We start from the raw sequence: 25,724 nt of genomic DNA on the forward strand, positions 1-25,724 counted from the left end.
CGGAAAAAAATAGCTATAATGATGGGCTGGAAAGTTTTCGTTGTCAGGCGTTGTTTCGGCAGTAAAAAAGAAGCAAGAACCGAAGCCCGACCGTGAGGTCTTACCCGCGGCGAAAGCCTCCCAGTAGAGCGATAATTACCGGTAATTATTCATCGCACAATTTTTAAATATTGAAGGAATATTCATGAAAAAGACTCTGTTGATCGCTTCGTTGTTGGCTGTTGCCCTGGCTGCTTGCGGCAAGAAGGAAGAAGCACCGGCACCTGCTGCTGCTCCTGCTGCTGAAGCTCCGGCCGCTGCTGCTCCGGCTGCTGATGCAAAGCCGGCTGACGCCGCTCCTGCTGCTGACGCTGCCAAGCCGGCTGACGCCGCTGCTCCGGCTGCTGATGCGAAGCCTGCCGACGCTGCCGCTCCGGCCGCTGATGCAAAGCCGGCTGAAGCCGCTCCGGCCAAGTAATCTTCGGATTATTTTCGGAAAAAACCGGTCGCAAGACCGGTTTTTTTTCGTCCCGAGTTTTGTTGTCGTTTTGTTTTTGCCGGGCGTTCCAGTCCGAAACTTCATATCACTGTCTTTTCTCTTCACTTGGCACGTGAAGCAGCCTTCACTTCAGATCTCCCGGACATTGCCCTCGTTTGATCCAGCGCAAACCGCTCAGAACGGCCCAGGAACGCATCGCCGCATTCAATCCTGGCTCACCCACTGACAAGGACCTGACAAGCCCGCAGAAGCCGCATTTCTTATCGAAGACACAATATCGCAGCAGACGAGACGGAACCGCGGACCGGGATCAAATCAAGGCCCTTCAAGCTGAAGAAAAAGAGAAACAAATTGTTTCTGACGCAGCGCACCCAAGACACAGACAGCCTGACAAAGGGCTGACCCACTCGCGTTTTGCGATCAGACGTCCAGCCAGGCGAAGCCTTCTTCCTGACAGGCGATGCCGATCTCGCCAAAAGTGGTGCCGAGTACGCTTTCTATGGCCGCGCGGGCCAGTTCGGGAGTGTTGTTCTGCTGGCTCAGGTGAGCGCCGATGACGCGCTTGAGCCGGCTTTTGTCGAGCAGCCGCAGGATCTCGGCGCTGGCGTCGTTGGCCAGATGGCCGTAGTCGCCGCCGATGCGGCGCTTGAGGAAGGCGGGATAAGGCGAGCGATCCAGCATGTCGCGGTCGTGATTGCATTCCAGCAGCAGCGCATCGCAGGCATCAAGGGCCTGCACCAGGTGCGCAGTCGGCTGGCCGGCATCGGTCAACACGCCGAGGCGACGATCACCATCGCTGGCCACGTACTGGACCGGCTCGCGGGCATCGTGCGGAACGGTATAGGGCGAGAGTTCGAGATCGCCGATGGCAAGCTTCTGGCCATCGGCGCAGAAACGTACATCGACATCGTTGGCCTGCTCGGCCACCGCCTGCCAGGTGCCATAACTGAGCCAGACCGGAATGCGATAGCGCCGCGCGAATTTGAAGACGCCGCTGACGTGGTCCGAATGCTCATGCGTGACCACGATGGCCGAGACATCGGAAGGATCCAGGCCCAGGCGCAGCATGCGCTTTTCCGCTTCGCGCAAAGTAAAGCCGCAGTCCAGCATGACCGTGGTCCCCGAGGAGGGACGCTGGTCGCCGGCTGCGGCCGAGATCAGCAGCGCATTGCCTTCGCTGCCGCTACCGAGGCTCGCGAACTTCATCTGAGCCCCGGGTCCTGCTTACTTCAGCTGTTCGTTGAGCAGGCCGAGGATCTTGTCGGAGATACCCGAGGTATCCGGACCGCCCTCGCCGTTCTGCACGACGATGTTGCTGCTGTCGGAACCGGCACCCTTGACCACGATGCGGTACTTGGCAGCCTTCTTGTCCTTGTCCTTGGAGCTGAAGATGCGCGAGAAGAAACCGTCATCCTTCTTGTCCTTGGCATCCTGGTTCTGGTCCACGTAGCGCACGAAGTAGATGCCCTGGCTGCGGTCGCGGTCTTCCACGGTGAAGCCCACGCGGTCCAGTGCCAGGCCGACGCGACGCCATGCGCGGTCGAAGCCTTCATCCACTTGCACGCTGGTGCCGGTGGCGGTCTTCTGCAGGCGCGAACGGGCCTGCAGCGAGGGAGCATTGGCCACGGCTGCCTTGGCCTTGGTTTCTTCTGCACCCAGGCGCACCATCAGGCGCGACAGGAATTCAGCTTCCAGGCCAGGATCGGAGGGACGTGCGGTCCAGACCGAGGTTTCCTTGGCCGAACCGGTCAGCACTTCTTCGGCACCGCGATGGCTGATGAAGATTTCGGTGGTGCCGTTCGGGCCGCGTTCCAGACGGGTGCGGAACTTGTCGCGCTCGCCGGTGGAGTACAGCGAATCAAACACCTTGCCCAGGGTATTGCGGATGAAGTCCTGCGGGATCTTGGCGCGGTTCTCGGCCCAGTCGGTTTCCATCACGCCGGTATCGGGCGACTCGATATTGATCAGGAATCCGCTGTCCTGCCAGAAGTCCTTGATCTGCGGCCACAGCTGTTCCGGGGTCTGCTTGACCACCAGCCAGCGCTGCGAGCCATCGCGCTCGATACGGATTTCGTTGCCCTTGGACGTCGGTGCCACGGAGGTGACATCGGTGGTCGGCTTGTTCTGCTGTTCCAGCTGGTAGCCGGAAGCAGTGGCCACACCCTTGTTGGCTTCGGGGATGGCGTAGCGGTTGTCGCGCTGCAGCTGGGTCAGGTCGGGCGGCACTTCCAGGCGCGGGCCACGGGCCTTTTCGGCGCTCTTGTAATCGATACGGTCGCCTTCGAGCATGTTGCCGATGGACGAGCATCCTGCCAGTCCGGCCAGCGCCAGTGCGACGACGATGCTGCGTTGGGTAAGTGTGTACGCGGAGCGGGAGACCGGACGAACGTTATTGCTATTAGTCATATCGTTACTAGTGAAAGCGGAATCGGATTTCAGGAGACCTGCGCCAAAACGGCCAAGCCGATCAGTTTAAGACGCCGGACTCGCGCAGGGCAGCGCGCACGGTGTCGTGGAAGGACTCGCCCAGCGGCGCCAGCGGCAGGCGCATGCCCGACGGGATCAGCCCCATCTCCTGCATGGCCCACTTGACCGGCACCGGGTTGGGTTCGACGAAGAGCTTGTTGTGCAGCGGCAGCAGCTTGTTGTTCAGTTCCACGGCACGGGCGATGTTGCCGCTCATGGCAGCCACGCACAGCTCGTGCATGTCGCGCGGGGCGACGTTGGCCGTCACCGAGATGTTGCCGGCGCCGCCATACAGCATCAAGGCGATGGCGGTGGCGTCATCACCGGAGTAGACAGCGAAGTCCTTGGGGGCCAGGCGGATCAGGTCGGTGCCGCGGCCGATGTTGCCGGTAGCATCCTTCACGCCCACGATGCCCTTGACCTGCGCCAGGCGCAGGATGGTCTCGTTGCTCATGTCTGCGACCGTACGGCCGGGCACGTTGTACAGGATCACCGGCAGATCCACCGCTTCGGCGATGGTCTTGAAGTGCAGGTACATGCCTTCCTGGGTCGGACGGTTGTAGTACGGCACCACCTGCAGCGAGGCGTCGGCGCCGACCTTCTTGGCGAAGGCGGTCAGCTCGATGGCTTCGGCAGTGGAATTGCCGCCGGTACCGGCGATGATGGGGATGCGTTTGGCCGTGTGCTCGACCGCGACCTTGATCAGTTCGCAGTGCTCTTCCATCGAGACGGTGGGCGATTCGCCGGTGGTACCGACGATGACGATGCTGTCGGTTCCCTCGGCGATATGCCAGTCGATCAGCTTGCGCAGGCCATCGTAGTCGAGGCTGCCGTCCGGATGCATGGGAGTGACGATTGCAACAATGCTACCCTTGATCATGGTGTGCGTATGTAAGGTGGTGGTCAGAATAAAGGCCTGATTGTAGCGGATAGGCGCCTCATCAGGTCAATTTGCGGCTGCCAGAGATGAAAGCGGACGTAAAAAAAACCGGAGAGCCCGCCCCTGCGGGCCCCGCGACGGCCTCCCACCCGCTTGCCGCTGGTCAATAACCCAGCCCCATGGCTTCGCGCACGTCGCGCATGGTGTCCTGGGCCAGCTTGCGGGCCTTGTCGCAGCCATCGGCGACGATGGCGCGCACCAGCGAGGGATCGTCCAGGTAGGGCTGGGCGCGTTCCAGCATCGGCTGCTGCTCCTGCAGGATGGCATCGATCACCGGTTGCTTGCACTCCAGGCAACCGATCCCGGCCGAACGGCAGCCCTTGGCGGCCCATTCCTTCACTTCCGGGGTGGAATAAACCTGGTGGAATTGCCAGACCGGGCATTTGTCCGGATCGCCCGGATCGCTGCGACGCACGCGCTGCGGGTCGGTCGGCATGGTCTTGACCTTCTTGGTGACCGAAGCGGCCTCTTCACGCAGGGCGATGGCGTTGCCGTAGCTCTTGGACATCTTGGCCCCATCCAGCCCCGGCAGGCGTGAAGCTTCGGTGAGCATGGCCTGCGGCTCGGTGAGGATCAATTTGCGGCTGCCTTCGAGGTAGCCGAACAAACGTTCACGATCGATCATCGACAGGTTCTGGGCATCGTCCAGCATGGCCTTGGCCTGTTCCAACGCTTCATCGTCGCCCTTTTCCTGGAATTGCGTACGCAGTTCCAGGTACAGCTTGGCGCGCTTGCTGCCCAGCTTTTTGGTGGCGGCCAGGGCCTTTTCCTCGAAGCCTTTTTCCTTGCCGTACAGGTGGTTAAAGCGGCGCGCGATCTCGCGCATGATCTCGATGTGCGGCACCTGGTCTTCACCTACCGGCACCTGGCTGGCGCGGTAGATCAGCACGTCAGCCGCCTGCAGCAGCGGGTAGCCCAGGAAGCCGTAGGTGGCCAGGTCGCGGTCGGCCAGCTTTTCCTGCTGGTCCTTGTAGGTCGGCACGCGTTCCAGCCAGCCCAGCGGGGTGGCCATGGACAGCAGCAGATGCAGCTCGGCATGCTCGGGCACGCGCGACTGGATGAACAGCGTGGCCTGGGAGGGATCAACCCCGGCGGCGAGCCAGTCGATCACCATTTCCCAGGTGCTGGTCTCGATCACGGAGGGATCGTCGTAATGGGTGGTCAGCGCATGCCAGTCGGCCACGAAGAACAGGCAGGGCAGCTCGGATTGCAGCTTGACCCAGTTCTTCAGGGCACCGTGATAGTGGCCCAGGTGCAGCGCGCCCGTGGGGCGCATGCCGGAGACGACGCGGTCAGGATACATGGCGTTTGGCGTTGGTTGGCAGGTGGCGGTTCGACATGAACAGGATCAGCGACATGAAGGATCAGAACAGCAAGGTGATGGGGAAGGTAATGAGCTGCAGCAGCTTGCCGGCCACATACATCACGGGGGCCATCCACCAGGCGTAAATCACCTTGAGCAGCACCAGCGCCATGACGATGAAGAAGCCATAGGGCTCGATCTGGGCGAATTTATACGCATATTTGTTCGGCAACAAGCTGGTGAGGATACGCCCGCCATCCAGCGGCGGAATCGGGAACAGGTTGAAGGCGAACATCACCAGGTTGGTCAGCACCCCCGCCCTGGCCATCAGTGTGAAGAATTCTTCCTGTACCCCACCCAGCGCCAGGGCATAGATGGCCAGCATCCACAGCAGTGCCATGAAGAAATTGGCAGCGGGACCAGCCAGCGAGACCCAGGCCATGTCGCGCTTGGGCTTGCGCAGGTGGCCGAAGTTGATCGGCACCGGTTTGGCGTAGCCGAACAGGAAAGCGCCATTGGTGGCGAAGTACAGCATGATGGGAATGAGGATGGTACCAAAGGGATCAATGTGCTTGAGCGGATTGAGGCTCATGCGCCCCATCGAATACGCCGTGGTATCCCCGAAAAACTTGGCCGCATAGGCATGGGCCGCCTCGTGCAGGGTGATGGCGAAGAGCACGGGCAGCGCGTAAACCGCGACGGTCTGGATGAGTTCATTCATGGGCGGGGATTTTAGCAGAGGGACAACGAACTGCCCCGGATTCGCTCGGGGCCGCTTCCGCTGGCCGGATGTGGGTGAACAAAAACTCGCTCAGGCAGCCTGCAAACCGAAGATGCCTGCATCTCCCCTGCCCTGGCGTACCAGCACGGGTTCATTGTCATCGGTGAGATCAATCACGGTGGTCGGCTCCAGGCTGCAGGCACCGCTGTCGATGACCAGTTCGATCTGCTTTTCCAGATGGCTGCGGATGTCTTCGGCGCTGGTCAGCGGCAGATCTTCGTCCGGCAGGATCAGGGTGGTACCCAGCAGCGGCTGTCCCAGTTCTTCCAGCAGCATGTGGGCGATGCGGTTCTCCGGCACGCGCAGGCCGATGGTCTTGCGCGAGGGGTGCGAGAGGCGGCGCGGCACTTCCTTGGTGGCTTCCAGGATGAAGGTATAGGCACCGGGGGTGGCGGCCTTCAGCAGGCGGTACTGGCGGTTGTCCACCTTGGCGTACTGGGCGATCTCGGAGAGGTCGCGGCACAGCAGGGTGAGGTGGTGCTTGTCGTCCACGCCACGGATGCGGCGCACACGCTCCACGGCATCCTTGTTGTCCAGCTGACAGACCAGCGCGTAGCAGGAGTCGGTGGGCAAGGCAACCAGGCCGCCCTTGTGGATGATCTGCGCGGCTTGCTTGATCAGGCGCAGTTGCGGGTTGTCGGGGTGAATCTCGAAAAACTGGCTCATGATGCGGTTTCCGTTTCCAATCCAAATCCAAATCGTAAAAAGCACAACGGCGGTGTCACCACCGCCGTTGTCGCTGCCCACCGGGCTTAGCGCTGGCCGCGCAGGGCGGCGATGCGCTGTTCCAGCGGCGGGTGTGTCGAGAACAGCGCCATGATGCCGGGCTTGTCGCTGATGCCCAGGGCTGCCATGTTCTGCGGCAGGCCTTCCGGCGAAAAGCCGCCCAGGCGCGCCAGGGCATTGATCATCGGCTGGGGCGTGCCCAAGAGGCGCGCCGCACCGGCATCGGCGCGGAATTCACGATGGCGCGAGAACCAGGCCACGATGATCGAGGCACCGATACCGAAGACGATCTGGCACACCATCACCGTCACCATGTAACCGATGCCGGGGCCGGAAGACTCGTTGTTGCGGCGCAGGGCCGAATCCACGAAATAGCCGACCACCCGCGACAGGAACACCACGAAGGTATTCACCACGCCCTGGATCAGAGTCATGGTGACCATGTCGCCGTTGGCGATGTGAGCGACCTCGTGGCCCAGCACGGCTTCCACTTCGTCCTGCGTCATGCCCTGCAGCAGGCCGGTGGACACCGCCACCAAGGCCGAATCCCGGAAGGCACCGGTGGCAAAGGCATTGGGTTCGCCGTCATAGACCGCCACTTCCGGCATGCCGATGCCGGCGCGCTGGGCCAGCTTGCCCACGGTCTGCAGCAGCCAGGCTTCGGTACCGTTCATGGGCGTTTCGATCACGCGCGCGCCGGTGGACCACTTGGCCATGCTCTTGCTCATCAGCAAGGAGATGATCGATCCGGTGAAGCCGACCACCAGCGAGAACACCATCAGCATCGGCAGGTTCAGGCCGGAACGCGTGAGGAAGCGGTCCACGCCCAGCAGGGAGAGGATCACGCTCATCACCACCAGCACGGCGATGTTGGTGGCGATAAACAGCAGGATGCGTTTCATCGGGGAAAACTCCTATCGGAAAAGTGGTTATTAGATAGGAATCGGCCTGCTGAATTCAAGAGCTTCACAGCCCCCAGTCATGCCAGACCGGCTTGACCCCGGTCGGCAGGGGCGGCAATCCCCCGAGGTCCATGCGCGACTCGCCCGGACCGTGGAAATCCGAGCCCATCGAGGCCAGAAAGCCGTAGCTGCGCGCCACCTGGGCGTATTCCTGGTACTGCTCCGGCGTATGGCTGCCGGTATTGACTTCGATGGCCGCGCCGCCCAGTTGCTTGAACTCGTCGAACAATGCGCCGAACTGGGTCTGGGTGTACTTGTAGCGCCCCGGATGGGCGATCACCGCCACCCCGCCGGCCCCGCGGATCCAGCGCACCGACTCTTCCAGCGTAGCCCAGCGATGCGGCACGTAGCCGGGCTTGCCTTCGGTGAGGTAGTTGGCGAAGACTTCCTTGGTATCGCAGCAGGTGCCGCATTCGACCAGGTAGCGCGCAAAGTGCGTGCGCGAGATCAGGTCGGGGTTGCCCACGTGCTTCAACGCGCCTTCATACGCGCCGCCAATGCCGTGACGATCCAGCGCCTCGGCGATCTCGCGGGCGCGCCGTTCGCGGCCGTTGCGGGTGGCGGCCAGGCCGTCGACCAGGGCCTGGTTGGTCTCGTCGATGCGCAAGCCCACGATATGCACCGTATGCCCGGCCCAGGTGACCGAAATTTCCACGCCGGCCACATGTTCCATGCCCAGCGCGCGCGCAGCCGCCCGGGCGCGTGCCACGCCGCCCACTTCATCGTGGTCGGTCAGCGCCCACACGCCCACGCCGTTGGCCTTGGCGCGCGCGGCCACCTCCTCCGGCGGCAGCAGGCCGTCGGAGACGTTGGAATGGCAATGCAGATCGAACTTGAGTTCAGACATAGGAAGTCGCAATGACCTCAGCGACCGCGCCGGTCGCTTGTGGCTGCCGTCGGTCAGGGAGGTCCGGGTGATTGGAATGTGTCCATTTTACGCGCTTGATGCCAACCCCGCACTGCACCGCACGATGCGGCCGGCCTCAGGCCGGCTGCTGCAGGAAAGCCTCGATCAGTTGTGCCAGCCGCTCGGGCTGGTCGTGATGCAGCATGTGGCCGGCGTCGGCGATCATCTCCACCTGCGTCTTGGGGATACAGGCGATGCGGCGGTCGATTTCTTCACGTTTCAACGAGGCCGGACCGAAGAAACGCCAGATATCGCTGTCTATCGCCTCGATCCACAGCACCGAGGCGGTGATGCGGCTCCAGCAGGCCATCATTTCATCGACCCGGTACAGGATGGGGCTGACCTGCTTGTGGGCCGGATCCCCCAGGATCTGCCACAGGCCGCTCTCATCCTGCTGCGCCCAATGCTGGGCCAGGAAACCGGCGCGCTCGTCCGAGAGACGCGCATTGTTCTTCTGCAGCCGTGCCGCGACCTCTTCGAGCGTCTCGTAGCCGCGCAATACGGGACGATTCTTCATCTCGTCCAGCCATTGCGTGAAGCGTCCCGGCGCCTGCTCCGGCTTGGCCGTGGGCAGGCCGATGCCTTCCAGGTTGACCAGCCGCTTGATGCGCTGGGGGCGCACGCCCGCATACAGGCTCACCACATTGCCGCCCATGCTGTGGCCAAGCAGGTTGATGGCCTCCTCACCGGCGTAGTGGTCAAGGATGGCATCGAGGTCGGCCAAATAATCGGGGAACCAGTAGGACTGCGCCGGGGCCCGCTCGGTCAGGCCGAAACCGCGCCAGTCGGGAGCAATTACGTGCCATTCCCCTTGCAGGGCATCGACCATGAACTGGAACGACGCCGACATATCCATCCAGCCATGCATCATGAAGATCTTGGGGGCCTGGGGGTCGCCCCAGTGGCGCACGTGGTAGCGCAGGCCGCGCACGTCGAGGAATTCGGAACGGAAGATTTTCTGGGCGATGGTTTGGCGCATGGCTTGTCTTTTTTTGTCGGTACTGCGGGGCGGAACGAAGGATCAAGCCGCAAAGTATAGACAAAAGTGAACGATCGTGCGTCCGCCCTGCCCCGCGAACCGCCTCAGGGCAGGAAACGTCCGAGGTCGAAGGTGGAGGTATGACCGATCTGGGCGAAGTTCTGCTCCAGCCATTCCGAGGCGCGCTCGCGGCCCTGTTGGAACAGGCTGCCGATGAAACTGGCTTGGGTATTGAGCTTGGAGAGGTTGGTCAGCTGCTCCATGAGCTCATTGGCATCGATCATGTGGATGTTGAGCTGGCGCAGCCGCCGTTCCAGCGAGCCGAAGGCCAGAGTGGAATTCTCGGCCTCGCGCTTGGCCAGGGCCAGTCCGCTCAGCTCGGTGAAGAAGGCCGAGCTGAAGCTGATTTCCGAGAGCCGCTGGCCGATGTCGTGGCTGGAAGTGGGCGTACCGGCGCGACGGCTGGGATGCAGCAGCACCACCATCACGTCACGTGCGGCACAGGAATGCAAGAGCGGGAAAATCGGCGGATTGGCGGTCAGGCCGCCATCCCAATAGGCTTCGCCATCGATCTCGATGGGCCGGTGCAGCGAAGGCAGGCAGGCCGAGGCCAGCAGCACTTCCACCGACAGATCGGGATTGCGGAAAATCTTCAGCGTGCCGGTACTGACCTGGGTGGCCGCAATGAACAATTTCAGCTCACGCTGGCTGCGCAGGCGTTCGAAATCGACCTGCTCCACCAGGATGTCGCGCAGGGGATTGATATCCAGCGGATTGAGTTGCGTGGGCGAGAAGAAGCGCGTCATCGCCAGCAGCGCCTGCATACCGGGCATGGGCGTGGGGTTGGCGATGACGGGCGCGCCTTCGGCCGTAACATGGTCCAGCGGCACGCCATTGGAGAGCGCCGTCCAGAAGCGCTCCAGCGCCGCACGGGCACCGTCGCGGCCGTCCTGCACGTAGCCCTGGGCCATCACCGCCGCATTCATGGCCCCGGCCGAGGCACCGCTGATGCCTTCCAGGTCCAGCCGGCCATCCTCCAGCAAACGATCCAGCACGCCCCAGGTGAAGGCGCCATGCGAGCCCCCGCCTTGCAGGGCCAGACTGACGATCTTGTTCGACATGATGTCCTTTATCTTCACGTGCCGCGTGACAGACCCGCACAATGTGGCCGGGCGCATGCGCAGTGCCGCGCTGTCACGCCGGCGTCACCACTTCAGCTTATGCTGCACTGCACTATCATGGTATAACAGGAAGACGGCTGGAGATAGTGGCAGCTTGGAGAGACATTCTGGTTCCAGCAGGAAACATCTGGCTATCCAGCTCAGCCATTGTAACCATGTACTGACGTAACGACGGACACAGCAGAGGACACATGAAATCGATTTGCGTATATTGCGGTTCTTCCCCCGGCGCTTCCCCGGCCTATGCCGAGGCAGCGCGCAAGCTGGCCCAGGAGATGGTGAAGAACAACATCGCCCTGGTCTATGGCGGCGGCAATGTGGGCCTGATGGGCATCATCGCCAGTGAAGTCATGAAGCTGGGCGGCGAAGCCACCGGCGTCATCCCCAAAGCCTTGCTGGACAAGGAGCTGGGCCACGACGGCCTGACCCGCCTGCACATCGTCAAGGACATGCACGAACGCAAGGCCATGATGGCCGAGCTCTCCGATGGCTTCGTGGCCATGCCGGGCGGCATGGGCACCCTGGAAGAACTGTTCGAGGTGCTGACCTGGGCCCAGCTGGGCTTCCACTACAAGCCGATCAGCCTGTACAACGTGGAGGGCTTCTACAACAACCTGATCGCCTTCGTCGATCACCTGGTCTCGCAGCGCTTCGTCAGCAGCGACCAGTCCGGGCTGATGATGCATGAGGCCGATCCGGTCAAGCTGATCGAGCGCTTCCAGACCTTCAAGCCGACCTACAAGACCAAGTGGGCCGATCGCGAAGCGGTCGCCAACCTGGTGCCCTGACACCGGTTTTTTACAAAAGCGTTCATCTGGCGACACCAACGACAACGCCCGTCCCTCTTGCGAGGCGACGGGCGTGTCGTTTCATTCACTTCGGCCTGGAACCGCCGTCATGGCGGGCTTGCCGCTTCAGGCCTCCAGCGCCTGGCGGAAATCGGCCACCAGGTCATCGGTATCTTCCAACCCCACGGACACACGAATGAGCGACTCGGCGATGCCCATGCTGGCGCGGCGCTCGGCCCCCATCTCGTAGAAGATGGTGTGCGCCACCGGGATCACCAGCGTACGGGTGTCGCCCAGGTTGCTGGCGGCCACGGCCAGGTTCAGCCGGTTGAGGTAATCGAAGCAATCGATGCTGTCCTTCAGCTCGAATGACATCAGGCTGCCGAAAGAGCGGAACAGCTGCTTGCACAAGGCGTGCTGCGGATGCGACTCCAGCCCCGGATAGTGGACCGCTGCCACGCGCGGATCAGCTTCCAGCATCTGGGCCAGCGCCAGCGCATTCTTGCATTCACGTTCCTGGCGCAGGGCCATGGTCTCGGCGCCAACGGCGATGTGGTGTGCCGCTTCCGGGCCCAGCGTGGCGCCGAAGTCGCGCAATGCCTTGGCGCGGATCTGCGCCATGCCCCATTGCGGGGCCGGGTTCTTCTTGTAGCTGTCGGCGATGTGCGGGTAGCGCGTCCAGTCGTATTCACCGGTATCGGTCAGGGCGCCACCGAGGGCATTGCCGTGGCCGCCGATGGACTTGGTCAGCGAATTGACGACCAGGCCCGCACCGACCGTCTTGGGACGGAACAGATAGGGCGAGGTCATGGTGTTGTCCACCACGTAGAGGATGCCGCGCTCGCGGCACAGCTCGCCGATACGCTTCAAGTCCGCCACCTGGGTGCGCGGGTTGGCGATGGTTTCCACGAAGACCAGGCGGGTCTGCGGCGTGATGGCGGCTTCCACGTTCTTCACATCGGTGGCATCGACCATGGAGACCTTGGCCCCCTGCGCGCCCACCGTCATCCACAGGCTGTTGGTATTGCCGAACAGGAAAGCCGAGGACACCACATGATCACCCTCGCGCAGCAGACCCTGGACGATGGCACCAATGGCGGCCATGCCGGTGGCAAAGCAGATGGTGGACTTGCCGTCTTCCATCTTGGTGATCTTGTCTTCCAGCGCCGACACGGTCGGGTTGCCCTGGCGGCCATAGCGATAGCCTGGCTGCTTGCCTTGGAACACCTCGGCCAGCTGGCGCGCATCTTCATAGCCGAAGGTCACGGAGGTGTGGATGGGCTTGTGCAGCGAGCCGTGTTCGATGCCCTTCTGGCGGTCGCTGTGGAGGATGGTGGTGGTGAAGCCGTAGGTCTTTTTATCGTTCATCGCGTGATCGGAAAAGCAGAAGAAATGAGCAAGGCCGGCGCACGGCCAAGGGCAAAATGATAAGCCAGATTCCTGTCGGCTGGTTTGCATGGCCCATCAACGCAAAACGCCGGTGCCGCCAAAGCGGCCACCGGCGTCCTGGTCCAGCCTGGAATCAGACGGCGGGGATCAGTCCACGCGCGCCAGGTTCAGGTTCAGCTGGGAACGCACCACATCTTCCAGCGCCGGCTTGGGATTCTTGCGGGCGTATTCGATGCGGTCCAGGTATTCCTGGGTGATGTCGCCGGTGATGTAGTGACCATCGAAGCAGGAGGCCTCGAATTGCTTCAGGGCCGGGTTGGCGTCGGAGATGGCACGCTTCAGGGCTTCCACATCCTGGTACACCAGGGCGTCGGCGGTGATCTCGCGGCAGACTTCTTCGTCGCTGCGGCCGAAGGCGATCAGTTCGTCACGGGTCGGCATGTCGATGCCGTACACGTTGGGGAACTTCACCGGCGGCGCGGCCGACGCGAAGATCACGTTCTTGGCCCCCGACTCGCGGGCCATCTGCACGATTTCACGGCTGGTGGTGCCGCGCACGATGGAGTCATCCACCAGCAGCACGTTCTTGCCCTTGAATTCGCTGCCGATGGCGTTGAGCTTCTGGCGCACCGACTTCTTGCGCAGCGCCTGGCCCGGCATGATGAAGGTACGGCCGATGTAGCGATTCTTGATGAAGCCTTCGCGGTACTCGATGCCCAGCTTCAACGCCAGTTCCATGGCCGCCGGACGCGAAGAATCGGGAATCGGCATGACCACGTCGATCTCGCCATGCTTGAACTGGCTGCGGATCTTGTCGGCCAGGAATTCGCCCATTTTGAGACGGGTGGCGTAGACCGAAGCGCCATCGATGATGGAGTCCGGACGAGCCAGGTAGACGTATTCAAAGGCGCAGGGGTTCAGCGTCGGGTTCTCGGCGCATTGCTGGTTGTACAGCTTGCCGTCGTTGTCGATGAAGATCGCTTCACCCGGGTTGACGTCGCGCAGGAAGCGGAAGCCCATGCCTTCCAGGGCCACCGATTCGCTGGCCATCATGTATTCGATGCCCTTGTCGCTCTCGTTGAAGCCCAGGCACATCGGACGGATGCCGTACGGATCGCGGAAGCCCAGCAGACCGTAACCGGCGATCTGCGCCACCACGGCGTAGGAGCCGCGCACGCGCTTGTGGACCATAGCGACGGCCTTGAAGAGCGCCGCCGGGTCCAGCGAGTAGCCGGTGGTGGCTTGCTGGATCTCGTGGGCCAGCACGTTCAACAGCACTTCGGTATCGGAATCGGTGTTGATGTGGCGGCGATCGTTCTTGAACATCTCGATCTTCAACTGTTCCGCATTGGTCAGGTTGCCGTTGTGCGCCAGGATGATGCCGAAGGGGGCATTGACGTAGAAGGGCTGCGCTTCTTCTTCCGAGGACGAGCTGCCTGCGGTCGGATAGCGCACCTGGCCGATGCCGGTGTTGCCGGGCAGCGAGCGCATGTTGCGGGTACGGAACACGTCGCGCACCAGGCCATTGGCCTTGTGCATCGAGAAACCGTTGCTGTGGTTGGTTGCGATCCCCGCCGCATCCTGGCCGCGGTGCTGCAGCAGCAGCAGCGCGTCATACAGCATCTGGTTGACGGGACTATGAGAGACGATACCGACGATGCCACACATGGTGGACTCCTAACGAAAAACGAAAACGAAAATGAACCACGACTGCCACGCCACTCCCGCGATCCGGTGGTCCCCGCCACGGGGCGCCCATCCGCTCACACCGGAGTGGAAAAACTCACATGCTCGGCCAGCTTGCCCGGCAGGTAGGGCAGCACCGCTTCGGCGGCCTGCTCGACCCAGGGACTGAAGCGCGCCTGCTTCCAGAAATCCTGTTGCGGAATGGCCGTGGTACCGCACAGCAAGGCCACCGCCACCACCAGCAATACCCCGCGCGCCACACCGAAAATGCTGCCCAGCGTGCGATCGAGGAAACCCAGGCCGGTCGCCTTGACCAGCTCGCCCAGCGTCTTGGCCACCAGCGCCATCAACAGGCGCGTGCCGATGAAGAGCGCAATGAAGGCCACGATCAAGCGGGTCAGTTCACCGGGCACCACATCCGGCAACATGCCCGACAGCGCCTCGCCATAAGTATTGGCCACCACCAGCGCGACAATCCAGCCGGCCAGCGACAACACCTCGCGCACCAGTCCGCGCAGGGTGCCGATGATCACTGAACAGACAAGGATCAGCAGCACCAGGTAGTCAAATATCGTCACGATGACAACAATATGCGGCTATCTGTAGCCAAATTCAAGCAGGAACAATCGTGGCATTCAGGCCCAGCTTCTTGATTCGGCCGCCCATGCGTTCGGCTTCCTCGCGGCTGGCGAAGGGGCCGACGCGAATCCGCGTGCGCTCTCCTGCCTCGGTTGCGATCTTTTGCGTGTACGAATGGATGCCAGCGGCGCTGAGCTTGTTGCGCAATTCATTGACCTTGTCCTGGGTGGCCAGCGCAGCCACCTGGATGACGAACTTGCCACCGGCCGCGGCCGGTTTCTTTTCCGCCGGGGCCGCAGCGGCACTGGCCGGCTTGCCCTCGAGAATGGCCAGCGCACGTGCGGCATCGTCGTCGGCAGTGTGCGCAGGCGCCTTGGGCTTGGCGGCTTCCTTCTTCGGTTCTTCCTTGTGCTCGGCCACGGCCGGCTTCTTTTCCTCGGCCTTGGGGGCGGGCTTTTCAGTATGCTTTTCCACCGGCTTGTCAGCTGGCTTCTCGACCACCTTGGGTGCCACGGCAGCCACCGGCGGCGTCACCGGCTGGGCCGGGGCAGCCGGCGTGGCCGCTGCTGCGGGCTCAGGGGCGATGCTGGACGGCTCGACGATCTCTTCCTTCTGGTCCAGCGAAGCCTGCTTGGCATCACGGCCACCCGGCTGGGCCACGCCGGAAGCCGGCTGGTCCTTGGACGGGATCTGGATGGCGATGTCGTCGTTGAGCGGCTTGGGCTCGGAATCGAGGATCATCGGCAACACGATCACCACGGCCAGCGTCAGCGCGACGGCACCGATCAGGCGGCGGCGGGCACGTTTCTTTTCCGGCAACAGCGGATCGGCGGCGGCATCCTTGCCGGCCTTGCTGCGGCTGCTGCGGGCAGAACCGGCGGCACCACCGGCCGCACTGCGGCTGCTACGGCTGCGGATGACGGAAGATTGCTCCTCGGAACGTGAACGGAAGGACCCTTGGTCAGCAGAAGAATCCTGCTTGTTTTTACGGAAAAACGAGAACAAGCCCATGCGGAGTCGTCTTGAATTGATCTGGAAATCGTGGAAAACCTGCCTGGCCACTCAGGTCCTGGCACCGTCTGGCAAGGACGGCCGGCTCCGGAACGCGGGTTCGGAATCAGTGCAGACCGGGGCGGCGCGCCTGCATGACGCCGGCTACGGTCAGGAAGGACCCGAAAACCACAATTCTATCATTCTCCCCTGCTCTGCTTAATGCATTTGCATACGCCTCCGCCGGTGTAGTGAAGGTTTCTACGCTGCGTGCCGCGTCCCGCCTGAATTCCGGCTGCACGCCGGCCCCCAGCAGGGCTTCCTTGAGCTGTTGCGCGCTGGCCGCGCGCGGCAGCGGCAGATCGGTCACGCACCAGTGATCGATCTTGTCCTTGAGGTGGCCGATGACGCCTTCGATGTCCTTGTCCAGCATGGAGCCGAACACCGCGTAGGTGTAGGGGTGGAAGCCCATGTTGTCCAGGTTCTGCGCCAGCGTGGCGGCCGCATGCGGGTTGTGGGCCACATCCAGGATCACCAGCGGCTGGCCCGGCAGCACCTGGAAGCGGCCCGGCAGCTCCACCGTGGCCAGGCCGGTGCGCACCTCCTGGGCACCCACCGGCAGCACTTCGCGCAGGGCTTCCAGCGCAGCCAGGGCGGCCGAGGCGTTGAGGATCTGGTTGGCACCGCGCAGGCTGGGATAGGCCAGCGAATTGCGGCGCATGCCGCGCCCGCCATAGGCCCATTGCTGCTTGTCGCCCTGGTAGTTGAAGTCGCGGCCCATGAGCCACAGGTCTGCACCGATCTTCTCGGCGTGAGCGATGAGCGACTTGGGCGGCACCGGGTCGCCACACACGGCGACCTTGCCGGGACGGAAGATGCCGGCTTTCTCGAAACCGATCTCTTCGCGCGTCTCGCCCAGGTATTCGGTGTGGTCGATGTCGATGCTGGTGACGATGGCCACATCGGCATCGATCACGTTGACCGCATCCAGGCGGCCGCCCAGACCGACTTCCAGGATCACCACATCCTGCCGGGCATCGGCCAGCAGCTTCATGATGGCCAGGGTGGTGAATTCGAAATAGGTCAGCGAGATGTCGCCGCGCTGGGCCTCCACCGCCTCGAAGGCGGCGATCAGCTGGGCATCGCTGGCCATGTCGCCGGACAGGCGGGCGCGCTCATTGAAATGCAGGAAATGCGGCTTGATGTACAGGCCCACGCGATAACCGGCGCGCAGCAGGATGGATTCCAGCATGGCGCAGGTGGAACCCTTGCCATTGGTGCCGGCCACCATGATGACGGGGCAGTCGAAGCGGATGTCGAGCTTTTCCTTGACGGCCAGCACGCGGTCCAGGCCCATGTCGATCTGCTTGAAGTGGCGTTGTTCCAGCAGGGCCAGCCATTCGTTCAAGGTGGCGGGAGTCGGGGAGGCTTGGGAAGTCATGGCGCGTCTCGGTCGGTGAAGCTGCTGCTCGAAAAACGGATTACGGATTACGGCTTGCGGATGTCGAAAAGACAAAGCCCGGATTTGCACTTCTGCAAATCCGGGCCTGAAGTATAGCGGCTAATCAGGAAACCGTTTCGGCGGACTGATTTTGCAGCAGGGCCAGCAGATGGGCGATTTCCTCGCGCATCTTGCGGCGGTCGACGATCATGTCGATGGCGCCCTTGGTGACCAGGAATTCAGCACGCTGGAAGCCTTCCGGCAGCTTCTCGCGCACCGTGTTCTCGATCACGCGCGGGCCGGCAAAGCCGATCAGGGCCTTGGGTTCGGCCATCACCACGTCGCCCATGAAGGCGAAGGACGCCGAGACGCCGCCCATGGTCGGGTCGGTCAGCACGCTGATGAAGGGCAGCTTCTTTTCCGACAGCTTGGTCAGCATGGCGGTGGTCTTGGCCATCTGCATCAGCGACAGCAGGCCTTCCTGCATGCGCGCGCCACCCGTGGCGGTGATGCAGATGAAGGGGACCTTCTGTTCCAATGCCGCCTGGGCACCGCGCGCAAAGCGCTCGCCGACCACGGAGCCCATGGAACCGCCCATGAATTCGAACTCGAAGCAGGCCACCACGACCGGCAGGGTCATGATGGCGCCGCCCATGACCACCATGGCGTCGGTTTCGCCGGTGGATTCCATGGCGTCCTTCAGGCGATCGGGGTACTTCTTGCTGTCCTTGAACTTCAGGGTATCGACCGGCAGGGCTTCCTGGCCGATCTCATAGCGGCCGCCTTCGTCGAGCAGGGCATCGAGACGAGCGCGGGCGCGGATGCGCATGTGGTGGCTGCACTTGGGGCAGACATGCAGGTTCGATTCCAGGTCGGTACGGTACAGCACGGCCTCGCAGGAGGGGCACTTGACCCACAAACCTTCCGGGATGGCTTTGCGGCTGGTGGAGCCGCGTTGAATCTGGGGTGGCAATAACTTCTCGAGCCAGCTCATAGAGACCTCATAGATGTTTCCGGTGGCGCGCATTGTACCAGAGCCCACCGGCGGCGGACGTAAAGCACGGTCATGCTTTCCGGCGAGCAAGTAAATTCACGCTGCCCGCTTGCGCCGTATCAAAAAACAAAGCCTCCGGACGCTGCCGGAGGCTCCTCATTGCGCTCCCCTGCCCTGCCGGACCGGGACGCTGCCGCTCAGGCGTCCAGCGCCTGGCGGATATCGGTGACGAAGGCTTGCACGGCTGCGCAGGCCTGGTCATGCGGGGTATTTTCCAGTTCGGCAATGATGCGGCTGCCGATCACGACCGCATCGGCCACGCTGCCGACGGTGCGGGCGGTTGCGCCATCACGGATGCCGAAGCCCACCGCGATGGGCAGCTTCACGTGCTGGCGGATGGCGGCGATGCGCTCGGCCACTTCGGCCGTGTCGATGTGGCCGGCGCCGGTGACGCCCTTCAACGAAACGTAATAGCAGAAGCCGCTGCTGACGGCCGCCACCTGGCGGATACGTTCTTCCGAAGAGGTCGGGGCCAGCAGGAAGATCGGGTCCATGCCCCTGGCCTGCATCTTTTGGGAGAATTCTTCACATTCCTCGGGCGGATAGTCCACCACGATGGTGCCATCCACGCCCGCCTCGCTGGCCGCTGCGATGAAGGCATCCACGCCAAAGCGTTCGATGGGATTGGCATAGCCCATCAGCACGATGGGGGTGTGGCTGTTGGTCTTGCGGAATTCGCGCACGTAGCCCAGCACGTCGTGGGTGCTAATGCCGAATTTCAGGGCGCGTTCGCAGGCGCGCTGGATCACCGGGCCTTCGGCCATGGGGTCGGAGAACGGCACGCCCAGTTCGAGGATGTCGACGCCGCCGGCCACCAGCGCGTGCAGCAGCGGCACGGTCAGCTCGGGGGCCGGGTCACCGGCGGTAATGAAGGTAATGAGCGCCTTGCGCTTCTGCTCGGCCAGTTGGGAAAAGGTGGTCTGGATTCTGGACATGATGATATGAAGTTTTTTGTCGAAACTGCCGACCGGCTCCAAAGAGCCGACCGGCACGTGCGGGCCAGCTGGGCCGATCAACCCTGATGCTGTTGCACGGTATGCATGTCCTTGTCCCCACGGCCGGACAAGTTGACCAGCACGATCTGGTCCTTGGGCAAGGTCGCCGCCAGCTTGGCCGCATGGGCCAGGGCATGGCTGGACTCCAGCGCCGGGATGATGCCTTCGATGCGGCAGCAGTTATGGAAGGCTTCCAGCGCTTCTTCATCAGTGATGCAGGCGTAGCTGGCGCGGGCGCTGTCCTTCAGCCAGGCGTGTTCCGGACCCACGCCCGGATAATCCAGGCCGGCCGAGACCGAATGGGTCTCGATGATCTGGCCGTTGGCATCCTGCAGCAGGTAAGTGCGGTTGCCGTGCAGCACGCCGGGCGAGCCCAGGGTCAGCGAGGCCGAGTGACGGCCGGTGTCCAGGCCGTCGCCGGCGGCTTCCACGCCGACCAGCTTGACGTCCGGATAGTCGATGTAGGGATAGAAGATGCCCATGGCGTTGGAACCGCCACCGACGCAGGCCACCACGTAGTCCGGCTGGCGCGAGGCGATTTCCGGCATCTGCTGGATGCACTCGTTGCCAATCACCGACTGGAAGTCGCGCACCATCATCGGATAGGGGTGCGGACCGGCGACGGTACCGATGATGTAGAAGGTGGTCTCGACGTTGGTGACCCAGTCGCGCATGGCTTCATTGAGCGCATCCTTCAGGGTCTTGGAACCGGATTCCACCGGCACCACCTTGGCACCCAGCAGGTTCATGCGGTAGACGTTCTGCAGCTGGCGCTTCACGTCTTCGCTGCCCATGTAGACGATGCATTCCATGCCGAAGCGCGCACAGATGGTGGCGGTCGCCACGCCGTGCTGGCCGGCGCCGGTCTCGGCGATGATGCGCTTCTTGCCCATGCGCTTGGCCAGCAAGGCCTGGCCGATCACGTTGTTGATCTTGTGGGCGCCGGTGTGGTTCAGGTCTTCGCGCTTGAAGTAGATCTGCGCGCCGCCGGCGATCTCGGACCAGCGCTTGGCGTGATACACGGGGCTGGGGCGGCCGACGAAATGTTTCAGTTCGGTATGGAATTCGGCCAGGAACTGTTCATCGTGCTGATATTTCGCATAGGCGTCGCGCAGCTCGTTCAAGGCCAGGGTCAGCGTCTCGGAGACGAAGCTGCCGCCGTAGGGACCGAAGTGGCCGCGGGCGTCGGGCAGGTTGTAATGGGCCGTCTGGTGCAGGGCTGCGGCGGGAATGGCTTGACGCTCGGCGAAACCGCCGAGGGGATTCAATTCTTTCATGGTGTTCCTCTGAAACTCTGTGGGGTGTGCTACGCAGGGGTAGCATCCGCCAGACGCACGGCCTGGATGAAGGCCTCTATCCTGGCGGCATCCTTGATGCCCTTGGCGGCTTCGACGCCACTGCTGATGTCGACCGCGTAAGGGCGAACGCCAGCGACCGCCTCAGTGACGTTGTGTACGCTCAAGCCACCACTCAAAACGGCCCGAGGCGCGAGTTCTTTTGGAATGAGAGACCAATCGAAAACCTTTCCGCTGCCGCCATACTCCTCGACCAAGGTGTCGAGCAGCAGTCCGGTAAATAAAGGACTGACAGAGCGATATGCCTGCTCGTATTCTAACAAATCTGCGGGCTGCGTCGAACTTCCTATTCTGGCCGCGCGTATGAAGGGTCTGACAACAGCTTCGGCGATGGCAGCGCACTGCTCGGGCGTCTCGTCACCGTGGAACTGCAGTACCGTCAGCGGTGCCTCAAGCAGCACCTCCTGCACCTCCTCCAGCGTCGGGTTGACGAACAGGCCGACGATGCTCACGAAGGGCGGGACAGCTGCAGCCAGCTCGCCGGCACGCTGCGGCGTCACGTAGCGCGGGCTCTTGGGATAGAACACCAGGCCCAGCGCATCGGCGCCGGCGGCCACGGTGGCGCGGACATCTTCTTCACGGGTCAGGCCACAGATCTTGATGCGGGTACGAAAGCTCATGGAGATTGCCTCATGGGTGAAAACTTCTACGGGCCTGGCGGCTGACAGCCTCACAACCAGGGCCAGGACCGCGCCTCCTGCGGCAGCGCCCAGCTATCCGGATAGTCGACCCGCGCCAGGTACAGGCCGTCTGGCATAAAAGTCGGTGCGGCGCGGCTGCGATCGCGCAGGGCCAGCACCTCCCCCATCCATTCCGGTCCGTGCTTGCCGCTGCCGACCACGATCAGCGAACCGACGATGTTGCGCACCATGTGGTGCAGGAAGGCATTGGCCTTGAGGGTGAAAACGATCATGTCGCCATGGCGGCGCACGGCGATGCTTTCCATCTTGCGCACCGGCGACTTGGCCTGGCACTCCACGGCGCGGAAGCTGGTGAAGTCATGTTCACCGATCAGGTATTGCGCGGCGCGGTGCATGCGGTCAGCGTCCAGCGGGCGGAAAGTCCAGCCAGCCTTGCCGGCCAGCAGCGGCGAGCGCACCGCGTGGTTGTAGAGCACGTAGTGATAAGTACGGGCGATGGCCGAAAAACGTGCATGGAAGCCGAACTGCGCCAGGCTCTCCGCCCCTTCCCGCTCGGCCCCGTGCAACTCGGCCGCCTGGGCCGCAGCGCTGGCGCCGGCGATGGCCGCGTCATCCACCCAGGGCCGTTCGCAAGCCCAGCGCACCGCGATCGTGGGCGGCAAAAACGCATTGGTGCCACGCACCCAGGAAAAGCTGTCGCGGGCAATGGCCGTGTCGAAATGCACGACCTGCTCCAGCGCGTGGACGCCCGAATCAGTGCGGCCGGCGCAGGTGGTGGCAATCGGAGTCGTGCTGAAGCGCCGCAGGGCGGCTTCCAGCTGGTCCTGCACGGTCTGGCGGTGCGGCTGGGTCTGCCAGCCCTGCCAGCTGGCGCCGTCATATTGCACGCCCAGCACCACACGGCGCAGGCCCTCGGACGGGGAAGAAAGTTCTGTCATGGATGTTCACTGCCTGCCGCAAGCGGCCGGGTTCCTGCGCAAGCCTGCAGAAAGCTTCATACAGCCCACACACCACGGTCTGGCGGCACGATAAAAAACGAACGGGCAGCTCATGCGAGCTGCCCGCGAGATGAAGCTATTGTAATCGCTCCTGATGCCGGGATCAGCCCAGGGCGGCGATCATGGCCTTGGCGCGCGCCACCTGGGCGTCATTGCCGCCGCGCATCACTTCTTCCAGCAATTCGCGGGCGCCTTCCTTGTCGCCGATTTCTTCATAGGCGGCGGCCAGGTCCAGCTTGGTGGTCATTTCCTGCTCGAAGGCCGATTCCTCGTCTTCTTCCAGGATGTTGGCCGCCGACGGGGCCGGAGTGTCTTCCGGCAGGCTCAGGTCCAGATCGGCCAGGGTCGTAGCCGCCGGCGCATCGTCCAGGCTGTCCAGCAGCATCGAGGCCGAGGCCGCGCCGCTGGAGGCCGGCAGGATGGGCTCGTCGGCATCCGGCTTGGCGCCGTTTTCCAGATCCAGGTCGAAATCGATGTCCTTGCCCAGGTCCATGGCGGCCGCCGGCGCCGGCGTGGCTTCCGGCTGTACCTCGGCCGCCTTGAAGTCGGACAGGTCGAATTCCATGCCCGGAGCTTCTTCCGGCTCAGGCTCCGGCTCGGCCGGTGTGCCACCATACAGCGGATTGGTCGGATCGATGGTGAGGCCCAGTGCAGCCGCCTTGACCCAGGCTTCGTTGAGGCCACCGCTCAGGGCATGCAGGTTCAGCGCCACGCGGTTGAAATTGTCCACGTCGCCGCGCTTGGCATAGATCTCCAGCAGCTTGGCGTGCAGGGCCTGGCGCTCGGGCTGCGTCTGCAGGGCCAGCTTGAGGATGTCCTCGGCCTGTTCGTCGCGGCCATAGGCGATGTACATGTCGGCCTCGGCGATCGGGTCGACCGGCGGCTCTTCGACAGGTGCCGCCACCACCGGTGCCACGACAGCTTCGGCGGCGGGCTCGGGCTCGGCCACCGGAGCGGGCTCAGATTCAGGCTCGGGCTCGGGTGCGACGGCAGCCACCGCCGCCACGGGTTCAGGTGAAGGCGCAGGCTCAGGCTCGATGGCAGGTTCAGCCGGTCCGTCCTCGGACTTCTTCTTGCGGCGGCGCATGGCCAGCACGCCGCCACCGACTGCCAGCAGCGCGACCAGGACGCCCGCACCGGCCACGATGTAGGGATTTTCCTTGATCTTGTCGACGAAACCACCGGACTTGGCAGACTTGTCCGCCGGAGCCGCCGCTGCGGGCGTCGCAGTGGCCGGCGCAGCCACGGGAGCCGGGGCAGGCGCAGCGGCCGGCATCGGCTTGTCCTCGGGCTTGGTGTCGCCACCCTCGGCCGGCTTGTCGGCGGCAGGCGCGGCCGTTGCCGCCGCAGCAGCTGCCGGCTTGGCGGCCTCGGCCTCCTTCTGCTGCTGTGCGGTAAGGTCGGCGATGGTCTTGTTCTTCAGCTCCAGCAGTTTCTGGAGGTTGTCGACGTTCTTTTCCAGATCCTTGACGCGGTCATTGGCTTCGGCCAGCGCACGTTCGCTGGCCGCCTTGTCCTCGGCAGCGGCGCCCGCGTTGCCAGTCTTGCCACGGCCCTTGTTGGCGCGCGAGAGCTCCAGGCGGTCCCGTGCATCCTGGGTGCCGGAACGCTCCTCTACCCGGGCGGTGATCTTGCCCCCGCCGCTCTGGCGATTGCTGCCCGCCTTGCCGGCCGGCGCATTGGCGACCTGGCCTGCCAACTTGTTGCGGTAGGCGTTGAAGTCCTGGGCCTGCGCAACGACCATGCCGCGCGCTTCGTCGCGGTCGACGGCGGCAGCCGTGGGCTGGTCGGGGATCGACAGGATCTTGCCCGCCCGCAGACGGTTGATGTTGTTGCCCTGGAATGCGTCCGGATTGGCGCGGTACAGCGCAATCAGCATCTGATCCAGCGAGACGTTGGGCTGCTGGTTGCGGTTGGCGATGCTGCCCAGCGTATCACCGGGCTTGACGCGATAATCGGTGCTCTTGCCGCCACTGGCCGCGGCCGGGGCTGTTGCGGGGGCGGCCACGCTGCCGGAGGCGGCAGGACCGGCGGCCGGCGCGGCCGCCATGGCATCCGGGCTGGCCGAAGCCGGGGTATTTTCGGGGGCGGCCTGCTGGCGGCGGATCAGTTCTTCGGCCAGCGGCGAAGGAGCAGGACGCTGCACGATGCTGGTGGCCGGCTCTTCACCGCTGACCGGGATCGCCGCACTGGCCATCGGCGCAGCCGCGGCAGGCGCAGCAGCCGGTGCAGGCGCTGCGGCGGGTTCAGCCGCAGCAGGTGCCGCCATCGCAGCAGCCGGCGCAGGGGTGGCGGCCGGTGTGGCCGGTGACGCGGCCGCAGCCGCCGTGGCGGCCTGCGCATTGCCCGGTGTCAGCGGCGCGACCTGGGCGTTGCGCGGGGTCTTGCTGTCCGGAGGATCGAGCAGGAAAGTATATTCACGCAACTGCCGCGCTTCACCCGAACCCAGTTCCAGCAACAGGTCGACGAAGGGATCGCTGACCGGCTGGGACGAACTGATGCGGATGACATGACGTCCCTGCCGCTGCTCCAGCACGATGGACAGCGAACTCAACACCGGGTTGTAGTCCATGTTGGCGCGGCGGAAGGCTTCCGCCGGGGCCAGGCGCGCCGTGAGCTTGCCGGCCTCGTCGGCACCGACGGCGGTGACCTCGATCTCCGCGCGCAGCGGCTGGCCCAGCGACGAGAGCACGGTCAGCTTGCCCAGGGCGGCGGCCTGCGCCCCCAGCGGCAAGGCCATGGCCAGCGCGATGGCAACGCTGAGTGTCTTCATCTGGGACAGGGGAAGCTTCTTGTTGGTATGTACAGGCATGTTTTGTTTGGCTTAGAGAAACGTTCCGCTTCAAACCCGTCACGCTGGCGTTCAACCCGGTGCTGGCCTGGGAATGCCGTACCACTCCGTGAATGGGGCAGATGCCGCGCGGCCTGCAACCCGGCCTGCGCCACTCCTTGTCCGTGCCGGCTTGCTGTTTTCACGGCTTTTCTTGCAGGCCAGCGGACGGAGCAGATCCATTTCATCAAATCCAGCAGGCGTCCGTCCGGGGCGCTGCCACATGTTGGCTTTCATGAAATGGATTGGCTTTTC

Annotated in this window: 23 protein-coding genes; 2 read left to right on the plus strand and 21 right to left on the minus strand. The window is 63.5% G+C overall.

What is annotated here, in order from left to right; all coding sequences use genetic code 11:
- Window positions 1-184 precede the first annotated feature (184 nt).
- Window positions 185-457: a hypothetical protein gene (locus J2X56_RS08445; RefSeq protein ID WP_075259113.1), complete on the plus strand. Its 273-nt coding sequence runs from the start codon at window positions 185-187 to the stop codon at window positions 455-457.
- A gap of 441 nt (window positions 458-898) precedes the next feature.
- Here J2X56_RS08445 and J2X56_RS08450 read toward each other — a convergent pair whose 3' ends face one another.
- The 10 genes from J2X56_RS08450 to J2X56_RS08495 form a co-directional block, all read right to left on the minus strand.
- On the minus strand, window positions 899-1,684 hold the full coding sequence (locus J2X56_RS08450; RefSeq protein WP_121044979.1) for an MBL fold metallo-hydrolase: 786 nt from the start codon (window positions 1,682-1,684) through the stop codon (window positions 899-901).
- Window positions 1,685-1,702: 18 nt separating this feature from the next.
- Window positions 1,703-2,884 carry an outer membrane protein assembly factor BamC gene (gene bamC, locus J2X56_RS08455; protein ID WP_121044981.1) on the minus strand — a complete coding sequence of 394 codons (1,182 nt, stop codon included), beginning with the start codon at window positions 2,882-2,884 and terminating at the stop codon, window positions 1,703-1,705.
- A 61-nt stretch (window positions 2,885-2,945) separates the two neighbouring features.
- Window positions 2,946-3,824 (minus strand): 4-hydroxy-tetrahydrodipicolinate synthase, encoded by an 879-nt coding sequence (gene dapA, locus J2X56_RS08460; protein ID WP_039784688.1) that lies wholly within the window; start codon window positions 3,822-3,824, stop codon window positions 2,946-2,948.
- Between the two features lie 163 nt (window positions 3,825-3,987).
- Window positions 3,988-5,187, minus strand: a complete 1,200-nt coding sequence (locus J2X56_RS08465) for a tryptophan--tRNA ligase (protein WP_310159584.1) — start codon at window positions 5,185-5,187, stop codon at window positions 3,988-3,990.
- Window positions 5,188-5,248: 61 nt separating this feature from the next.
- Entirely contained in the window at window positions 5,249-5,908 is a 660-nt protein-coding gene (locus J2X56_RS08470) for a site-2 protease family protein (RefSeq protein WP_039784686.1), read from the minus strand.
- A gap of 90 nt (window positions 5,909-5,998) precedes the next feature.
- Window positions 5,999-6,634, minus strand: coding sequence for an L-threonylcarbamoyladenylate synthase (locus tag J2X56_RS08475; RefSeq protein ID WP_121044987.1), 636 nt, complete (start codon window positions 6,632-6,634; stop codon window positions 5,999-6,001).
- An 86-nt stretch (window positions 6,635-6,720) separates the two neighbouring features.
- Window positions 6,721-7,596, minus strand: a complete 876-nt coding sequence (htpX, locus tag J2X56_RS08480) for a protease HtpX (protein ID WP_121044989.1) — start codon at window positions 7,594-7,596, stop codon at window positions 6,721-6,723.
- 64 nt (window positions 7,597-7,660) lie between these two features.
- Window positions 7,661-8,503, minus strand: a complete 843-nt coding sequence (locus tag J2X56_RS08485; protein WP_121044991.1) for a 3',5'-nucleoside bisphosphate phosphatase — start codon at window positions 8,501-8,503, stop codon at window positions 7,661-7,663.
- A 136-nt stretch (window positions 8,504-8,639) separates the two neighbouring features.
- A complete protein-coding gene (locus tag J2X56_RS08490; protein WP_310159589.1) occupies window positions 8,640-9,542 on the minus strand; it encodes an alpha/beta hydrolase in 903 nt (300 codons plus the stop codon).
- Between the two features lie 104 nt (window positions 9,543-9,646).
- A complete protein-coding gene (locus J2X56_RS08495; RefSeq protein ID WP_034338929.1) occupies window positions 9,647-10,663 on the minus strand; it encodes a patatin-like phospholipase family protein in 1,017 nt (338 codons plus the stop codon).
- Between the two features lie 251 nt (window positions 10,664-10,914).
- Here J2X56_RS08495 and J2X56_RS08500 point away from each other — a divergent pair, with 251 nt between their 5' ends.
- Entirely contained in the window at window positions 10,915-11,511 is a 597-nt protein-coding gene (locus J2X56_RS08500) for a TIGR00730 family Rossman fold protein (RefSeq protein WP_121044995.1), read from the plus strand.
- 126 nt (window positions 11,512-11,637) lie between these two features.
- On the opposite strand, the gene J2X56_RS08505 is transcribed toward J2X56_RS08500, so the two are convergent.
- The 11 genes from J2X56_RS08505 to J2X56_RS08555 all read right to left on the minus strand — a co-directional run bounded on the left by J2X56_RS08505 (window position 11,638) and on the right by J2X56_RS08555 (window position 25,451).
- Window positions 11,638-12,879 (minus strand): cystathionine gamma-synthase family protein, encoded by a 1,242-nt coding sequence (locus tag J2X56_RS08505; RefSeq protein ID WP_121044997.1) that lies wholly within the window; start codon window positions 12,877-12,879, stop codon window positions 11,638-11,640.
- Between the two features lie 168 nt (window positions 12,880-13,047).
- Window positions 13,048-14,568 (minus strand): amidophosphoribosyltransferase, encoded by a 1,521-nt coding sequence (gene purF / locus J2X56_RS08510; protein ID WP_088754955.1) that lies wholly within the window; start codon window positions 14,566-14,568, stop codon window positions 13,048-13,050.
- Between the two features lie 95 nt (window positions 14,569-14,663).
- Window positions 14,664-15,164: a CvpA family protein gene (locus J2X56_RS08515; protein WP_121044998.1), complete on the minus strand. Its 501-nt coding sequence runs from the start codon at window positions 15,162-15,164 to the stop codon at window positions 14,664-14,666.
- Window positions 15,165-15,198: 34 nt separating this feature from the next.
- Window positions 15,199-16,176 (minus strand): SPOR domain-containing protein, encoded by a 978-nt coding sequence (locus J2X56_RS08520; RefSeq protein WP_204725767.1) that lies wholly within the window; start codon window positions 16,174-16,176, stop codon window positions 15,199-15,201.
- 106 nt (window positions 16,177-16,282) lie between these two features.
- Window positions 16,283-17,596, minus strand: coding sequence for a bifunctional tetrahydrofolate synthase/dihydrofolate synthase (folC, locus tag J2X56_RS08525; RefSeq protein ID WP_121045001.1), 1,314 nt, complete (start codon window positions 17,594-17,596; stop codon window positions 16,283-16,285).
- Window positions 17,597-17,720: 124 nt separating this feature from the next.
- Complete coding sequence (gene accD, locus J2X56_RS08530; protein ID WP_034331674.1) at window positions 17,721-18,590, minus strand: acetyl-CoA carboxylase, carboxyltransferase subunit beta; 870 nt, start codon at window positions 18,588-18,590, stop codon at window positions 17,721-17,723.
- A 197-nt stretch (window positions 18,591-18,787) separates the two neighbouring features.
- Entirely contained in the window at window positions 18,788-19,585 is a 798-nt protein-coding gene (trpA, locus tag J2X56_RS08535) for a tryptophan synthase subunit alpha (RefSeq protein ID WP_034331676.1), read from the minus strand.
- Window positions 19,586-19,662: 77 nt separating this feature from the next.
- Window positions 19,663-20,922, minus strand: coding sequence for a tryptophan synthase subunit beta (gene trpB / locus J2X56_RS08540; RefSeq protein ID WP_034331673.1), 1,260 nt, complete (start codon window positions 20,920-20,922; stop codon window positions 19,663-19,665).
- Window positions 20,923-20,951: 29 nt separating this feature from the next.
- On the minus strand, window positions 20,952-21,620 hold the full coding sequence (locus J2X56_RS08545) for a phosphoribosylanthranilate isomerase (protein WP_204725770.1): 669 nt from the start codon (window positions 21,618-21,620) through the stop codon (window positions 20,952-20,954).
- A 50-nt stretch (window positions 21,621-21,670) separates the two neighbouring features.
- Window positions 21,671-22,579: a tRNA pseudouridine synthase A gene (locus tag J2X56_RS08550; RefSeq protein ID WP_310159603.1), complete on the minus strand. Its 909-nt coding sequence runs from the start codon at window positions 22,577-22,579 to the stop codon at window positions 21,671-21,673.
- Between the two features lie 163 nt (window positions 22,580-22,742).
- Entirely contained in the window at window positions 22,743-25,451 is a 2,709-nt protein-coding gene (locus J2X56_RS08555; protein WP_310159605.1) for a FimV/HubP family polar landmark protein, read from the minus strand.
- Window positions 25,452-25,724 lie beyond the last annotated feature (273 nt).

The organism is Herbaspirillum sp. 1173, assembly GCF_031455335.1.
GTDB classification, from domain to species: domain Bacteria; phylum Pseudomonadota; class Gammaproteobacteria; order Burkholderiales; family Burkholderiaceae_D; genus Herbaspirillum; species Herbaspirillum huttiense.

Excerpts from the sequence above, each read along its gene's own strand:
- folC (WP_121045001.1), bottom strand. The coding sequence starts at position 17,596 with ATGACTTCCCAAGCCTCCCCGACTCCCGCCACCTTGAACGAATGGCTG.
- J2X56_RS08465 (WP_310159584.1), bottom strand. The coding sequence starts at position 5,187 with ATGTATCCTGACCGCGTCGTCTCCGGCATGCGCCCCACGGGCGCGCTG.
- J2X56_RS08500 (WP_121044995.1), top strand. The coding sequence starts at position 10,915 with ATGAAATCGATTTGCGTATATTGCGGTTCTTCCCCCGGCGCTTCCCCG.
- J2X56_RS08495 (WP_034338929.1), bottom strand. The coding sequence starts at position 10,663 with ATGTCGAACAAGATCGTCAGTCTGGCCCTGCAAGGCGGGGGCTCGCAT.
- J2X56_RS08490 (WP_310159589.1), bottom strand. The coding sequence starts at position 9,542 with ATGCGCCAAACCATCGCCCAGAAAATCTTCCGTTCCGAATTCCTCGAC.
- J2X56_RS08550 (WP_310159603.1), bottom strand. The coding sequence starts at position 22,579 with ATGACAGAACTTTCTTCCCCGTCCGAGGGCCTGCGCCGTGTGGTGCTG.
- trpB (WP_034331673.1), bottom strand. The coding sequence starts at position 20,922 with ATGAAAGAATTGAATCCCCTCGGCGGTTTCGCCGAGCGTCAAGCCATT.
- purF (WP_088754955.1), bottom strand. The coding sequence starts at position 14,568 with ATGTGTGGCATCGTCGGTATCGTCTCTCATAGTCCCGTCAACCAGATG.
- J2X56_RS08470 (WP_039784686.1), bottom strand. The coding sequence starts at position 5,908 with ATGAATGAACTCATCCAGACCGTCGCGGTTTACGCGCTGCCCGTGCTC.
- J2X56_RS08485 (WP_121044991.1), bottom strand. The coding sequence starts at position 8,503 with ATGTCTGAACTCAAGTTCGATCTGCATTGCCATTCCAACGTCTCCGAC.
- trpA (WP_034331676.1), bottom strand. The coding sequence starts at position 19,585 with ATGTCCAGAATCCAGACCACCTTTTCCCAACTGGCCGAGCAGAAGCGC.
- J2X56_RS08520 (WP_204725767.1), bottom strand. The coding sequence starts at position 16,176 with ATGGGCTTGTTCTCGTTTTTCCGTAAAAACAAGCAGGATTCTTCTGCT.
- dapA (WP_039784688.1), bottom strand. The coding sequence starts at position 3,824 with ATGATCAAGGGTAGCATTGTTGCAATCGTCACTCCCATGCATCCGGAC.
- J2X56_RS08475 (WP_121044987.1), bottom strand. The coding sequence starts at position 6,634 with ATGAGCCAGTTTTTCGAGATTCACCCCGACAACCCGCAACTGCGCCTG.
- htpX (WP_121044989.1), bottom strand. The coding sequence starts at position 7,596 with ATGAAACGCATCCTGCTGTTTATCGCCACCAACATCGCCGTGCTGGTG.
- J2X56_RS08545 (WP_204725770.1), bottom strand. The coding sequence starts at position 21,620 with ATGAGCTTTCGTACCCGCATCAAGATCTGTGGCCTGACCCGTGAAGAA.
- J2X56_RS08505 (WP_121044997.1), bottom strand. The coding sequence starts at position 12,879 with ATGAACGATAAAAAGACCTACGGCTTCACCACCACCATCCTCCACAGC.
- J2X56_RS08555 (WP_310159605.1), bottom strand. The coding sequence starts at position 25,451 with ATGCCTGTACATACCAACAAGAAGCTTCCCCTGTCCCAGATGAAGACA.
- J2X56_RS08450 (WP_121044979.1), bottom strand. The coding sequence starts at position 1,684 with ATGAAGTTCGCGAGCCTCGGTAGCGGCAGCGAAGGCAATGCGCTGCTG.
- accD (WP_034331674.1), bottom strand. The coding sequence starts at position 18,590 with ATGAGCTGGCTCGAGAAGTTATTGCCACCCCAGATTCAACGCGGCTCC.
- J2X56_RS08445 (WP_075259113.1), top strand. The coding sequence starts at position 185 with ATGAAAAAGACTCTGTTGATCGCTTCGTTGTTGGCTGTTGCCCTGGCT.
- bamC (WP_121044981.1), bottom strand. The coding sequence starts at position 2,884 with ATGACTAATAGCAATAACGTTCGTCCGGTCTCCCGCTCCGCGTACACA.